Here is a 13,833-nt window from a genome sequence, read left to right as displayed (position 1 = left end):
TTCCGGTCCGACCGACCCCGAGAAGGGAGGTACCCCCCGTGACTTCAACTACCTCGAAACCTCTGTCCCGACCGCCGTCCTCGCACGGCGTGTACGGAATCTCCGTCACCGCCGAGCTGTCCGGCGTCGGGCCTCAGACCCTGCGCCTGTACGAACGGCGCGGGCTGATCGATCCCGGCCGCACCGACGGCGGCACCCGGCGTTACAGCCCGGACGACGTCGAACGTGTCAGGCGCATCGGGGAATTGGTCGATCTCGGCGTCAACCTCATCGGCGTGCGAGAAATCCTCGCACTCGAGGACGAACGCCGGGAACTGCTCGAGCAGCGCAAGCACCTGACCGAACTCCGCGGACGCCCCGGTGGCGGGGCCGACCACGATTCCTCTCAGCGGGACTCGTCGTGAACGTCGTCCGCGCGCTTGTCCTCACGCAGACCCCGCCAGCTCGGGTGCCGTAGCCGGCCGGCGTCGGTGCGGTCACGGAACCGCACCTCGCCGACCAGCTTCGGTGTCACCCAGACCGTCTCGCGTCCGCGCACGTCCGGGACCTCCCCCGCGAACGGGCTGGTCTTGCGCTCGAGGGGCGAGAGCAGTCCCGCCAGGCGGTCGAGGTCTCGTTCGCTGAAGCCCGTGCCGACCCGCCCGACGTAGCGGAGGCCGCCCGCGGCCGGCACTCCCAGCAGCAACGCACCGAGGCGCCCCTCGCGGGCGCCTCGGCCGCGGACCCAGCCCCCGATGACGGCCTCCTGCGTCAGCCAGTTCTTGGTCTTGATCCAGGCGGTCCCGCGTTTACCGGGGAGGTAGACGGAGTCGCGCCGCTTGGCGACGATGCCCTCGAGGTGCTGTCCCTGCTCGACGACGCTCTCCACCGGACCGCTGAGTCGGGGTGGGACCTCGAGGCCGTCGACCGCGGTGGCCAGCGCCTCGAGCACGCGCCGTCGATCGTCGTACTTCTTGCGCAGCAGCGACACCCCGTCCAGATGGAGGATGTCGAAGGCCCAGAATCGCGCCGCCTCCCCGGCCTGCAGCGCGGTGAAGTCGGTGTGGCCGGCGGCGTCCACGCTCACGACCTCGCCGTCGAGAACCACGCGATGCCCGGCGAGGGTGTGCACCAGCGACTGCAGCGCCGGGTAGCGGTCGGTGACGTCGTTGCCGGCACGACCCCTCAAGGTGAGGTCGCTTCCGTCGAACTCGACGAGAAGCCGGATACCGTCCCATTTCCCCTCGAACGCCCACTCGTCCGGGTCCAGGCCCTCGACACTGCCCGCGGTCGCGAGCATCGGCTGCAGGCCCCGCGGCAGGTCGCCGGTGCCACCGCCGGTGTCCTCGTTCTTCATCCGGTGCATCAGCCACTGGTCGCCCTTGGTCCGGATGAGCGCGAACTGCCCCTGCGCGCGCTCCCCGAACAGGCGCACGATCACCTCGTCGTCGCGCCATTTCACCGGCTCGTAGGTGCCGGCGTCCCAGATGCTCACCGTGCCGCCGCCGTACTCGCCCTTGGGGATAGACCCGGAGAAGCTCGCGTACTCGAGCGGGTGGTCCTCGGTGTGCACCGCCAGCCGATTCTCCTTCGACGACGTCGGGAGCCCGCGCGGCACCGCCCACGAGACCATGACACCGTCCCGTTCGAGGCGGAAGTCGTAGTGCAGGCGCCGGGCGTGGTGCTCCTGGATCACGAACGAGTTGCCTTCGCCGCCTTCGGCCGCGGTCCGCGGAATGGGTTCGGGTGTGCGCGCAGGGTCACGCTTGCGGCGGTATTCGCTGAGGGCGTCCATCCGGTCGTCGAGATCGACGAGAAGGTCTCCGTCGCGGCGGAACCGGTCGAGCACCTCGTCGAAGCGCAGGTGCCGTAGGTCCGGATCCTCGAGTTCCTCCCACGTGCGCGGTGCCGCGACCGTGGGTTCGGTGCGCCCGCGCAGGGAGTACGGCGCGATCGTGGTCTTGGCGGGATTGTTCTGACTCCAGTCCAGGAACACCTTTCCGGCGCGGACCGATTTCGCCATGGTCGCGGTCACCAGGTCGGGGTGAAGTTGCTCCAGACTCGAGGCCACCTTGCGGGCAACCGTCGACGCCCCACCGGGGGCGAGGGTGCGGTCGAGCGGCACGTAGACGTGAATTCCCTTGCTGCCACTGGTGACCGGGTAGGCGGTCCAGCCGAGGGTGGCCACGAGATCGCGCACCGCGAAGGCGACGCGCGCACAGTCGGGCAGCCCGACCCCCTCCCCGGGGTCCAGGTCGAACACCAGCCGCGTGGCGGGTCCGGGCTCACCGTTCACGAATTGCCATTGCGGCACATGCACTTCCAGCGCGGCCTGCTGCCCGATCCACACCAGAGCCGCGGTGGAATCGACGACGGGGTAGCGCACCGTGCGGTCCTTGTGGTGCACGGCGTGCGTGGTGATCCAGTCGGGCGCCGACGCAGCCAGGTTCTTCTCGAAGAACGCCGGCTCGTCGACCCCGTTGGGCCACCGTTTCCGAGTGGCCGGCCGGTCGACGACGTGCGGCAGCATAGCCGGGGCGATCGCGGTGTAGTAGTCGATCACCTCGCCCTTGGTGGTACCCGTGGCCGGGTAGAGCACCTTGTCGAGTCTGCTCACCGCAACCCGACGGCCGTCGATCGTCCGTGTCGACATGCGGGCACCTCCGCTCGAGTTCCCAGGCTGTACGCACATTGTGCGCTCCCGGTACCCGAACGTGCCCGGTTTGCGGCCTACCGCCGACCGGCCGCAGAAGTGTTCCTACTCCGAGGTGCCCTCGGAGTCGTCGAAGAACGACCATTCACCGTCGTGCTCGACTTCCATCCGCCAGCCCAGCTCCGAGTTGTCCGCCTTGTTGTCGACGAACCATGCGTGCGCCTCCTGCGCGCTGTCGAAATCGTCCGTCGCGACGACACTTCCATGAGGATCGAGAACTCTGTAGGTAGCCATGACTCGTTCCTACCCGATCGGCGTTCTCGTCGCAGAGAACGAGAGCAGCCGGGTGGGCCGCGGTGCGTGCCTCCCAGGCCAAGCCGCCGGGTCTGGGCGTACCTGAGCTCGGCGAGGGTTTCGTCCGCGTCGGTGGACATGGTTCCGAGCAGGCTGATGCCCCGTGCCTTCTTGCCGTGGCCAATTCACGACCCAGCTCGTCCGCCACTCTGACCAGTCGCCGGATCTGCTGGACCGAAGTCATCTTCTGCCCCTCCGTCCGCGGATGGTTGTCCTCGTTGCCGCAGCGGGTGCGTAGTCCCAATGTGATCGCCATCGCGTCGACAGGGAGCACAGACGGCAAGAGCGTCGCGGATGTCAGGCACGCGCCAGCCGGAACCCGCCGGACGAAGTTCATGATGTTGTACGGGTTGGGGCCGTCGAATCCTCCACCGATCGCCACCCACGTCAGGTTGAAGGGCGCGGTGCAGGCCCAGCGTAGGACATGTCGCCGTTCCGGCGATCCGGTTGGTGAAGGACTAGAGACGCCTTCGCCGAGTTCGCACGTGCCGCCACCCTGCGACAATCGACCGTTCCGATGACATTGCCCCAAGACCCTTCGATCCGGCAATGGAAAGAACTTGCGCCAGGCGTGGTTCGTCGACCGCCCTGTGACAAGTCGAGAAAAGACATGTGCCGCGCTCAAAACCAAAGGTTGAGCGCGGCACATGTAGAACACGATCCCCCCGGCGTCGTGAATGACTGCACCACTAGAGGTGGTGCCGCCCGCGTGCACGGAGTTAGGGAAGGAGTACCGAATTACGGTCCGATCGCGACCGAAAGGTCGCCGGTGGCAGTGGTGACCGCGTTGGCGGTACGGGCCGCCACCGCGGCGCCGAAGCCCGCGGCCAGGACAACCTGGCCGCCGGGCCCTACAGCGACACGCGCCGTTGCCGATCCTCCACTGCCGAGCGAAGGAGTCGCCCGCGTTGCGGGTTTCGTAGCGAAGGTCAAAGATCCGAGCCCGGTCGCCTCGGTGACGAGCTTGGCCGAGGGCTTGCACATCACGGCTGGGGTGGCGGTTCCGCCGAACGCGGCGTAAACGAACGCCGGAATGATCGGGACCCGCGCACCGTCGACCCGGCTGACCGGCGACCGCGGCAGTGCCACTACCGTCGTCGGTGGCGCCGCGACCGCGGTGAGCACCGTCGGTCGCGTGGGCACTGTGGCCACGATCGCCTGTGCTGGTGCTGACATAGCAGCCTCCAAATCGAAGAGGTGGATCAGCTCACGGCAAAGGTCGGGGTGATCAGCAGAGTGCCCTGCGCTCCCAGCGTGGTCGGGGCGATCGCAACCTTGTCGATGAACGTACCGCCGGTGGCGGCGCTCCACAGACCGGCGTGGGTGTAGGTGCCGGCGGGCAGGTTCACGGTGACCTGGCTGCCGGTGATCTGGCCGTTGGCCGGCGCGCCCCACGTGGTGGCCACGCGGGCATAGGCCGGCGAACCACCCGAGGCTTCCGCGAGGCCGGTGGGGCCCGGGTCGCCGGTGTGGACCGAAACGTACACTGTGGGCGCGGTATTGGCGTATGCCACGCACAGAGCGTTCTTGGTCGACGTAACAGCAATAGCCATGATGTTCTCCTTGAAGATTGTTTATGCAATGAGTTTCGCGGTTGTCGAGCGGCGAATGAGGTCAGTTGCGGATGACGGAGCCGACGTACCAGGCGTAGGTGGTGGCTGGGGTGGTCGTGTAGGTGACCAACATCGTGTAGCGCGAATTGGTGGGGATCGGATCGGATGTGGCCGCGGGAACGGTCCAGCTGGCCGCGGTCGGGGTGACCGTGGCGGGCCAGGTACCCAGCGATGCGCCGCCGGGCGCGGTGAGCACGATGGAAACGGTTGTTCCGGCTGGGAATACGGCCCCACCGGAGGGCTGAATGGTCTGCACGAAGCCGGCGCCGGTGGTGAGTTTGAGTGGTTCGATCTTTGGCTGGTAGCCGAGGTATCCGGGGTCGATCGGAGATGTCATGTGATTCCTTCGCTGTGTTCGACCTCGTCCATGAGTTCTTTGGACAGGTTCAGTTCCGGGATGCGGCCGTGCTGGGCCGCTTCGATTACGCCGCGCAGTACCGCGAGCGCCTCGCGGAAGAGGCCGGTGACACGGTCCAATTCCTGCATGGACGCGGCCTGCGCGGCCTCTACGCCGTCGAGCCGCAGGGAGACGACTCGCAGTTCTTCCGACACACGGGACAGGGTCGCCAAGGCGATGTCGTTGACCTGTTTGGCGGCGGATACTTCGTGTCGAATAGTCTGTGCTGGTTGAGCATTCCGGGCCCGCAGCCAGGAGTAGAAGCTGGTGGCGCCGGAGCCGCCCAGGAAGGTGGCGGCGCTGACCAGCGTGGTTTCGAGAACAGGCATCAGGTCCCTTCGAACCTGGGCACTGTCGGCAGGTGATGGCTTTGCGCCATTGTGGACTCCAGGAGGTTAGTAGGATCGCCAACGGGTGGGGGCTCGATCAAGTCGGCCCTGCGAAGGCCTCGGTGTTGAGTTGGGCACCGGCTAGGTACGGTTGATCAGGGCCCCGTCGAAATAGGTGTTGGAGCCGACGAGATTGTTATTGACAGTGGAGCTGTAGCCAGGAGCGACGACTGCCCCCGCGGGCAGGTAGACGACGAATGTGGCCTCGACGCTCGAGGCGTACCCGTAGTAGAGGGTCACGTATTCGGTGCTCTCGACCCGAAGCTGAACGGTCTTGGGCCCGGTGCGCAACTGCCGCCACGTCGCGCCGGAACTTGGGGCCCACCAGAGGTCGGCCGCGATCTCGGCGGTCAGCGCCTTGGCGTAGGACAGGCCGAGGCTCATCCGGTACCAACCTGAGACCGGCACCTGAACTTGCCCGGGCCCCAGGGCAGAGACCGTCACTGCCGAGCTGTGCCGAACGGTGTCGAAGGTACCTGCCGCGACGACACGGGAGCCCGCTGGCTGGGGCGCATTCGTGGAACTGATGCGGGCCAGCGCCCAGCCGACACCGGTGACCGGAGGGGACGCGAGGTCACTAGCCGTCAACGCGGCGACGGCAAAGGAGAAATACCCGAACAAGCCCGACCAATAGTACTGGCTGTCGAATCCGAAAGACCTGTTCCCCACCCCGACGGGTGAGCTCTCGACGCTGTCGATGTAAGCCAAGACAGGGACCCCGTTGAGCAGCACCTGGTAGCTCGCGCCGATCGCGCTCAGGGTCACGGTATCGCCGGTTCGGACGGTAACTGCCGCGGTGCCCCATCTGGTGTAGTTCAGCCCGGTTGTGCGGGTGCCTCGTCCGAGCCGCACTTCATTGGCAAGTACGTCGGCGAAGACGAAGGTGGCCAGGTCGGGCGCGGCACGAATGAAGAGCGAGGTACTGACTGTGCCGGCCTGATTCGCGCGGCCCATTACCGCGGAGACTGCTTGATCGTCGCTTCGCAGCACCATCTTCGACAGTGCGACGACGTTGCCGGTTCCCTTGTCACCTTGCTGGTTCAGCTGAACCTGACCGCCGACAATGGTCAGGTCCGCGACTTGACCAAATTTGTGGGTGGTGTAGCCGGAACCGAGCACCGTGCGCTCGAAGTCATCAGAAAACGTTGTACCACCGATTTGTTCGCCAGGCGACGGCGGCTTCAGTGCCTCGATCGTGGCTTTGTTGGCATCGGCAACCACCTGCGCACTGGCGGCGGTGGAGTTTGCCTCGGAGGAGCGGGTTTGCGCTGTTGTGGTGGCGGTTTGGGATGTGTCGGTGATCGCCTTCCAGTTGCCGCCGATGGTGGTCACGCCCGCGAACGAGCCGATGACGCCGGAGACCATCGACTCGCGGGCACCCTCCCAGGTCAGTTTCTGGAGGTTGCCGATGTTGTTCGAGGCCGCCGCGTCGCCGACGTACGCGCCGGCGGGGACGTATTTGTCAGGTGAGGTCACAGTCAGGCTCCATCAGTAGCTCAGCAATGCGCCATCGAAATAGGTTGCCGTGCCGACGAACCCATTCTTGCCACCGAGGTAGTAACCTGGCGCCACCACCGATCCCTGCTGCAGGAAGACCGTGAATGAGCTGCCGATGCTTTTGGACGCCGTGTCGTCGGCCGTGCGAGCACCGACCCTAGACAACGACCAGGATCCGCCGGGCGCAGGCGTGGTCCACAGTCCGACCCGCGCTCCGGTGGTAGACGAAGACAGGGCATACGCGGTCGTGATCGCGTACCAACCCGCCTTCTCTATCTGCACCTCGCCGCGTCCGAGATCGGGTACGGCGATGTTTTTGGCGGGGCCGACAGTATCAAAAGTGTCTGCTGCCAGGCGCGCTTCACCGGCCGGCTGAGCGACAGCGACGGAGCTGAGGCGGTACAGCGACCACCCGGTGCCGACGATCGACGGCGAAGAGAGATCTGCCGCGGTGAGTGCGTTGATCGCGAACGAGAAATATCCGAACAGTCCGTTCCAGTAGTACTGGCAGCCGAACCCGAAGGACCGGTTGTTCGCTCCGATCGGAGATTGGGGGGCGTCGGCGGTATCCCCATCCGTGTGACCGATGACGAGAACGCCGTTCACCAGAACCTTGTAGGTGCGGCCCACGGCTTCGATGGTGACGGTGTCGCCGGTATTGACCGCGGTCGATACCGGGGGTCTCCAGTTGTTGTACACGGTGGTGCCCCCACTGCGCGTGCCCCAACCGAGATGGATGCTGTCCCGATAGATGCGGGCGTAGACGAAAGTCGACAGATCCGCAGCGGAGCGGACGACGATCTGAGCAGCGGCGTTATAGGCCTCCTGCATCCGGCCAACTACCACGGATACACGTTGATCATCGGCGCCTGTCACGGTTTTCGACAGGGCGACAACATTGCCTGTGTTCTTGTCGCCGACGCGATTGAGTTGCACCTGGCCGTCGACGACCACCAGATCCGCCACCGGACCGGTCTTGAATGTGGTGTAATCCAGACCCAACTCAGTGCGGCTGAATGCGTCCGAAAACGCTGTACCGCCCGATGATTGGCCGGACCGAACGGCAACCAGCTCGGCCAAATCCACGGCGTTCTGGGCCGTGGTATTTTGCACGGCCTCAGCTGACGCCTGCGCCTGGGAGGCACCGGACTGCGCGTCGGTGGCAGCGTTCAACGCCAGCTTGGTCACCGAGTTCAGATTCGAGCCGATCGCTTCCACACCTGCGAACGACGCTGTGACCTTGGACAAGATCTCCGCCCGGGCCGAGTCCCAGGTGACCATCGGCAGGTTGCGAATCGAGCCGCCAGTATATGCGCCCGGCGGTACCCACCTGTCCGGGCTGGTCATCGCGGACCCCCCGTCGAAAGATGTTCCGCCGCCGGATGGTCGGAGTTTGAGACTCCGACCGCGTCGGTGAACGATTCCACTAGCTCGGCTGCCGCGTCCGCAGCGGCCTCCAGCACCGGCTCGTTCTTGACGATCCACACATTGACGGTGCGCAGCACTTCAAGCGCGGTGAGCAGTGCAACGCCCGCGCCGACCGCGGAAGCCGGCGCGTACTGCAGCAATGCCACCGCAACGGTGAGCACGCTGGCGATGCCGCCGATCAGCGACACCACCGCTTTCGCGTTGCGAGCGACGAACGCTCCAACGTTCTGAGCCATGAGCAACTCCTAGCAAGACAATTGCGCCGAAGGCGCGGAGAATGAATTGGAGGTGGCCCTGATCCGCGGCGACAACAGCCATCCCGAAACCGCTGCTCCTTCGGGTTTTCAATAACCCACAATCTATTTCGTTGATTGCGGGCCTGGACGTTGTCTGCGCCGATGCACTCCCACCTGTACCGTTCTAGCGGGCCAGCGACCGCGGAGGCGTTCGCGGTCGAGATTTTCTGCGCGGAGGTCGCCGTGGATCGTGCAACCGCCGCAGCTGAGTCCCAGCTGAGCTCCTGCAAGTTCCGGATCGAGCCGCCGGAATACGCACCCGGGGGGGATTTGATCCTGATCCGGGCTCGTCCTCAGCTGCCGTCCGGGAGATCCTCGGCAGAGCCGACTCTTGCGGTGTTCAGGTCGAGATCACGCGGGTCCACCAGGTGCTTGAGTTCACCGGATTCCCTGAGCTGCTCTACCAGGTGGGCCCTTTCGTCCGGCGTCAGCTCGGTGACATCCGGTGCCGAGCTCTCCGGCGGACGCGGCGCGCCCTTCTCCGCCCACTGGCCGGCGCCGTTGAGCCAATGCGAGAGACCGCGCGCGGGCGGGTGGTATTCCTTGGTCTGCTCGCTAGCGTAGTGGCGAAATCCAAGGTCCCACAGATGTTTCGACCACTGCCGCAGCACGTCGGGATGCACGAGAAGTGGTGAGTTCTGTGGGCCGGGCAGGCCGACCAGCGCCCACACGAAGGCCTCGCTGGGATCGTCGGGGTTGCACTGCTCGAGGGAAGGAATGGACATGTTCTCTCCGGAGGGTTTCGATAGGGATTCGGCGGGCGGAACTACATCTGGACGGCCAGCGCGTGGATGTCGTCGACAATGTCTGCGACCACGCGCATGGACTTGGCGAAGGGCATGTCATGGTCACGCTCCGAGCCGACGGTGACCTGCCAGGCCGGGCTCGCGGTCCGCGACCAAGCCAGTTCGAGTTCGGTGACCTGGTCGACGTACACCGTGCCTTCGGGCATGCCCTTGACGGTGGAACCGACACGGTCGCCGAGGAAGAAGTGTCCCTGCCCTTGGTCGCCGATCAGATACGGCTCGCCGTTGGCGACGATGAACTTGTGGGTGAAGTGCTGGCGGGTCTTCCACATACCCTGACTCAGGGTCAGCAACGAGCCGAGGGTGTAGGCGCGGTCGGCACTGTTTTCGAAGTGCTCCCAGTAGTGCGACCAGCCCGCCTCACTGACGCGCTGTCCCGATTGGTGTTTCTGCCAGGCCATCAGCGTGTCCGACAACAGTGACGTCGCGATCGTGTTGGCCACCGCCGTGGCGGCGTTCACCACACCACCGGCGATGGATCCACCGAACGGAATCTCGCCGAGGGCGCCGGCGACCAGCATGCCGACCACCTGGATCGCCGAGGAGATCGCCTCGTTCACACCGGGCATCGAGTGACCGCCGGTGAGAACCTGCACCGCCGACGAGGGATTGACGATGAACTGTGAGGTCTGGATGCCCGTGTTATCGTTCTGCCGGTAGACGACCCACGGATGCGACGGGAGCGTGCCCATCCAACCCCGACTGTCCGGGTTCCTGTACAGCTCGGGCACATTCGGATCCTGAAGCGTATCCGGAATGTAGTCGAGATTGCTGCTGTCGAGCACCTGCTTGGTGCGCTTGAGCCCCTGCACCAGGTTGCCGCCGGTGCTGGTACCGGTCCAGAAGCCGGACTTGTCGACGATGTCGACAACCAGGCAGCCGTGCCGGACCTTCGCACCCTTCCACGGTGGCGGATCACCCTGCAACCAGCGCCGCGTGACGACCGCCAGCTGCGCCGATTCCAGGGCGCCCGACGAGGCTTCGTGGAAGTTCTGGAAGCGAGAGCTGAAGATCGTCCACATCGACGTATCAGACAGGAAATTACCAGGTTTCACCACGACTCCCCAAGTGGACTGGTCAAAGCTGCCCCACTGAGTGGGGTCCATCGGATCGTCGGGCAACGTCCACAGCCCGCCTTGCAGGCGGAGCAGATTCAGATGCAACGCGGTTTTGAGCACCCAGACGCTGGGCCCCGCGAGCAGGAACTGCCGCGGGAACTGAACCGTTTCCGGCAGAAACGGATTCGACCAGCAGTAGATGTGCTTGAGGTCCTGATAGGAGTGCATGAACAGCAACTCGACGGTGGTGACACCGTGGCCGTCGGTCTTGATGACAGCCTTCTCCAGCCGCCCGTCCCAGCGCGCGCCATCCTTGTCGACGGTGATGTGTACGTTCTTCTTGGTGCGGCCATTGATATCGACCGCCCACTTCGCCAAGTAGTAGTCGTAGGGCAGCACGAGCAGACCGGTGCCGGCCTGGTTCAGAATCCAGCGGAAATCAGCGCTGATCTCCGCGCCGCACACACCGCGCAGGTTCCAGTCGCCATCCCACAGGCGGATCAGAGGCCGCGAGAACCGCTGCTGCTTGCGAGCCGTCTTGGCCGATTGTGCATCCGCGTAGATCGCGGGGAGGTCCAGCACCGAAGTCACTGCAGCCCCCACGGGCGTGACCAGTTGCGCGGCTGCACCACCAGCACCGACGCGCCGGTCGGCGCACCACTCACCTTGACTGGTACTGCGGTGGCCGGCGTGTACGGGGGCACCGGATAGAGGAAGCTGACGCCGTTCATCAGCGCCCAGATCTGGGAGCCGTCCTTGGCGACGATCATCTCTTCCATCGGGTCGGTGTCGACCGTCAGATCCTTACCCTTGGTAGTCATCGGCAATTCGATCACCCGATCGCCGTGGCCTTCGACCGCACCCCACGAGAAGTCCGGCAGTGTCCACCTACCCGGCGCCGAACATACCCACTTGAGCCACATCGGCTGATCGGTCGGGTTGGCGATGGTGATCGTGCCGGACTGGCTCTTGACCTCGCCGGTGGTGTCGATCCCGGTGGTGTCGATCGTGGAGGTCCAGGATCCGGTCACATCGGACTCGACCCACCACGGATTGCCCGCTGTACAGGTCATCACGACCTTGCCGATCGACTTCAGATGCGGATCTTTGTCCGGCTTGAAGTCCGGTTGCTCCGACATCCTCAGTTTCAGCGTTCGCGTGCCGAAGTCGGTCGTGATCGTCAACGTAGCGTCGCGGTCGTAGGCCCAGGCCTTCCGCCACGCGGAATCCACAGCCTCCCACGAACTACCCGCGGTCTGAAAGACGTTGACCGCGAATACGACATCGCGCTTGTTCGTCCGGTAACCACCGAACGAGGAACCGGCCTGAAACGCCGACTGATTCCAAATCGTCGTCACCGGCGCGTCGTACAACCCGGTCGGCGACGTGGCCAGCTCTACACCCTCACGACCACTCCCCTGACCGGCGATGGTCCATCGTGAACCATCGACTCCGGTCACCGTGATCATCGCAGCATTGGACGCCACAGATTCACCTCAATCCATATCATTGCCGCGGCAGCTAATGAGACAATTCCCATTGCGCCGACAGGATTTTCAATCGTCCGATGATGTCTTCGTTGCTCGACATCGAGATATTCACCGTCGCCGGTTGCCCACCGGGAGCCGGCTGGGCCGGACCGCTGCCGCCGCCGGATCCACCGCCCGCCGAACGCGCCGCCAGCATCTTTTGCAAGAAGGACGGATCGGCGTTCAACGCCTGCAGGAACGGGCGATTTGCCGCGGTCGATCGTGCATTCATCACGAACTCGCCGTCGGAAAGGTAGGCCGGAATCTTGTCGCCGATCGACGATCCCGGCCCCTTGATATCGCCGCCGGTGGCGTAAGCGGGCACATTTCCGCTCTGTCGCAGGAAGCTCTGCAGCCTGCTGCTCGCGTCGCTACTTCCGTTCATAGTCATATCGATTCGTTTGCCATCCTCTGCACGTCAGCTCACGAAGACCGACACGAACAGTCCAGTGCCGATGGCCTGTCCCGTGCCGTTCTGGTGCAGTCGCACGTCCAGCACATCGCCGAAGCGCAGTACCGGTTGCGCGGTGAGCGGAATGGTGACGGGGATTTCCGCGGCCAGATTCAGGCCAGCCGTCAGCGTGAGGCTCGCAAAGGTCTGCATCACAGCGCCATTGCGGAGCTGGCGTACAGAGATGGTGGCGTTGTTGGTCGCGGCGCCGGTGACAGTGGCAAACCCCGGCGGTGCGACCAGCTGGACATCGGTGACTGTGTCGCCGCTGTAGAAGGCCGGGGAGTAGACCCCAGCCAGGGTTGTGGTATCGGCTGCGCCGGCGGCTTGGGCCGGCAGCGTTGCGGAATAGATCATTCGTCCTCCCAGGTGGATCCGGTGAACTGGTCGATGAGGCCTTGCATCGACTCGTCTCGTTGTGCGTCGCGGACGATGTCCACTGCGGTGACCGGTCGTGGCATCGGCGTGATCCGGGGTGGATCGCCACCCGCTGCGGCGATTACCGCGGCCTGCACGCCCTGGAGTGCGTCGATGATCGACAGCAGTAGATAGCTGTCGATGGTGTATCCCTCCGGAGTCGGGCCGGCGGGGTCGGTCTCCACTTCGTACAGGTCGAGTTCGGCCTCGGCTTGTTCGGCGGCGAGCACCTGCTCGGCCAGCTCACGATCCATCGCCAGCGCCGAGCGGTATTGTGAACCGTGCGGCAGCCTGTCCTTGACGGACCAGATCGTGCGCCAATCACGGCTTCGAATAGTGTTGGGCCCGAAGCATTCCCGGATGTCGATGCCGCGCTCGAGCAAGTCGTAGTCGAGCGCGGCACCGAAACGTTCCCAGAACTCTACGAGCCCTGCGATCCCCCCGGCAGCTCCGAGGAGCCCTGGCCGAAGAGGTGGGCGTAAAGATCCTTCTGGAAGGCGAACCACTCGTCGAGCGGCCGATCGGCGAACAGTTTTTCGACGGCGTCGTACTGGTCGCCCAGCACGATGACCATCTGGTCGTCATCGCTGGAGGTCCGGCGCAAGGCCAGGACCTGGCTACGGGTGACCGGTGCGATCGCGATGTCGCCGGTCAGGCGGTAGGGCGCGCGTCGGCGCGGGGCGAGCTCTTGCTGCAGCTCGTAGAAACGACCGCCGACCTCGGCCTGGTCGGCCACTTCGGGCGTGGATGCCATAATGCAATATCTCCGGTTTGTGTCGTACTACTAGGACTTCGAGGCGCGGCCGCGGGCCGGCTTGTCGACGGCGTCGACCTCGGCCTTCTCGGCGTGGCCGAGCTTGAAGACCGCGGTGACGTACTCGGTCGCGTTGGAAACGATGTAGTCGTCGACGCCGTCGGTCATGGTGACGGGGTACTCGGTGGGGATGGCGGACACGGTGGACCCGC

Annotated in this window: 17 protein-coding genes and 1 pseudogene; 1 reads left to right on the top strand and 17 read right to left on the bottom strand. The window is 65.1% G+C overall.

Annotated elements, in window-relative coordinates; translation table 11 throughout:
* The first annotated feature begins 38 nt into the window (after window positions 1–38).
* Complete coding sequence (locus E7742_RS01440) at window positions 39–404, top strand: MerR family transcriptional regulator (RefSeq protein ID WP_137797294.1); 366 nt, start codon at window positions 39–41, stop codon at window positions 402–404.
* Here the strand turns inward: E7742_RS01440 and E7742_RS01435 are convergent.
* The 17 genes and pseudogenes from E7742_RS01435 to E7742_RS23095 form a co-directional block, all read right to left on the bottom strand.
* Window positions 386–2,632, bottom strand: coding sequence for an ATP-dependent DNA ligase (locus tag E7742_RS01435; protein WP_137797293.1), 2,247 nt, complete (start codon window positions 2,630–2,632; stop codon window positions 386–388). The genes E7742_RS01440 and E7742_RS01435 overlap by 19 nt on opposite strands.
* A gap of 105 nt (window positions 2,633–2,737) precedes the next feature.
* Window positions 2,738–2,926, bottom strand: a complete 189-nt coding sequence (locus tag E7742_RS01430; protein ID WP_137797292.1) for a hypothetical protein — start codon at window positions 2,924–2,926, stop codon at window positions 2,738–2,740.
* A 56-nt stretch (window positions 2,927–2,982) separates the two neighbouring features.
* Window positions 2,983–3,416, bottom strand: a pseudogene (locus tag E7742_RS23405) (3-keto-5-aminohexanoate cleavage protein); the annotation flags it as partial.
* Between the two features lie 772 nt (window positions 3,417–4,188).
* Window positions 4,189–4,539, bottom strand: a complete 351-nt coding sequence (locus tag E7742_RS01415; RefSeq protein ID WP_175420381.1) for a phage tail fiber protein — start codon at window positions 4,537–4,539, stop codon at window positions 4,189–4,191.
* A gap of 61 nt (window positions 4,540–4,600) precedes the next feature.
* A complete protein-coding gene (locus E7742_RS01410) occupies window positions 4,601–4,936 on the bottom strand; it encodes an LtfC-like domain-containing protein (protein ID WP_137797290.1) in 336 nt (111 codons plus the stop codon).
* Window positions 4,933–5,325, bottom strand: a complete 393-nt coding sequence (locus E7742_RS01405) for a hypothetical protein (protein ID WP_137797289.1) — start codon at window positions 5,323–5,325, stop codon at window positions 4,933–4,935. Before E7742_RS01405 ends, E7742_RS01410 begins: the two co-directional genes overlap by 4 nt.
* 141 nt (window positions 5,326–5,466) lie before the next feature.
* The gene (locus E7742_RS01400; RefSeq protein ID WP_137797288.1) at window positions 5,467–6,861 is read right to left on the bottom strand and encodes a DUF7257 domain-containing protein; all 1,395 of its coding nucleotides are present in this window, start codon (window positions 6,859–6,861) and stop codon (window positions 5,467–5,469) included.
* Between the two features lie 12 nt (window positions 6,862–6,873).
* On the bottom strand, window positions 6,874–8,229 hold the full coding sequence (locus tag E7742_RS01395) for a hypothetical protein (RefSeq protein ID WP_137797287.1): 1,356 nt from the start codon (window positions 8,227–8,229) through the stop codon (window positions 6,874–6,876).
* Window positions 8,226–8,546: a hypothetical protein gene (locus E7742_RS01390; protein ID WP_137797286.1), complete on the bottom strand. Its 321-nt coding sequence runs from the start codon at window positions 8,544–8,546 to the stop codon at window positions 8,226–8,228. The genes E7742_RS01395 and E7742_RS01390 overlap by 4 nt, the downstream gene beginning before the upstream one ends.
* A 353-nt stretch (window positions 8,547–8,899) precedes the next feature.
* Window positions 8,900–9,331 carry a phage gene 29 protein family protein gene (locus tag E7742_RS01385; RefSeq protein WP_137797285.1) on the bottom strand — a complete coding sequence of 144 codons (432 nt, stop codon included), beginning with the start codon at window positions 9,329–9,331 and terminating at the stop codon, window positions 8,900–8,902.
* A 41-nt stretch (window positions 9,332–9,372) separates the two neighbouring features.
* Entirely contained in the window at window positions 9,373–11,061 is a 1,689-nt protein-coding gene (locus E7742_RS01380) for a Gp37-like protein (protein ID WP_137797284.1), read from the bottom strand.
* Window positions 11,058–11,939, bottom strand: a complete 882-nt coding sequence (locus E7742_RS01375; RefSeq protein WP_137797283.1) for a phage tail protein — start codon at window positions 11,937–11,939, stop codon at window positions 11,058–11,060. Before E7742_RS01375 ends, E7742_RS01380 begins: the two co-directional genes overlap by 4 nt.
* Window positions 11,940–11,991: 52 nt before the next feature.
* Window positions 11,992–12,390, bottom strand: coding sequence for a hypothetical protein (locus E7742_RS01370; RefSeq protein WP_137797282.1), 399 nt, complete (start codon window positions 12,388–12,390; stop codon window positions 11,992–11,994).
* 27 nt (window positions 12,391–12,417) lie between these two features.
* Window positions 12,418–12,807 carry a hypothetical protein gene (locus E7742_RS01365; RefSeq protein WP_137797281.1) on the bottom strand — a complete coding sequence of 130 codons (390 nt, stop codon included), beginning with the start codon at window positions 12,805–12,807 and terminating at the stop codon, window positions 12,418–12,420.
* Complete coding sequence (locus E7742_RS01360; RefSeq protein WP_137797280.1) at window positions 12,804–13,250, bottom strand: hypothetical protein; 447 nt, start codon at window positions 13,248–13,250, stop codon at window positions 12,804–12,806. The genes E7742_RS01365 and E7742_RS01360 overlap by 4 nt, the downstream gene beginning before the upstream one ends.
* 38 nt (window positions 13,251–13,288) lie before the next feature.
* Entirely contained in the window at window positions 13,289–13,621 is a 333-nt protein-coding gene (locus E7742_RS01355; protein WP_137797279.1) for a hypothetical protein, read from the bottom strand.
* Window positions 13,622–13,651: 30 nt separating this feature from the next.
* The gene (locus E7742_RS23095) at window positions 13,652–13,822 is read right to left on the bottom strand and encodes a hypothetical protein (protein ID WP_175420380.1); all 171 of its coding nucleotides are present in this window, start codon (window positions 13,820–13,822) and stop codon (window positions 13,652–13,654) included.
* Window positions 13,823–13,833: the final 11 nt, after the last annotated feature.

The organism is Rhodococcus sp. SGAir0479, assembly GCF_005484805.1.
Classification (GTDB): Bacteria; Actinomycetota; Actinomycetes; order Mycobacteriales; family Mycobacteriaceae; genus Prescottella.
The sequence above is the reverse complement of the archived record's forward strand: the minus strand, read 5'-3'. Positions and strand labels throughout refer to the sequence as shown.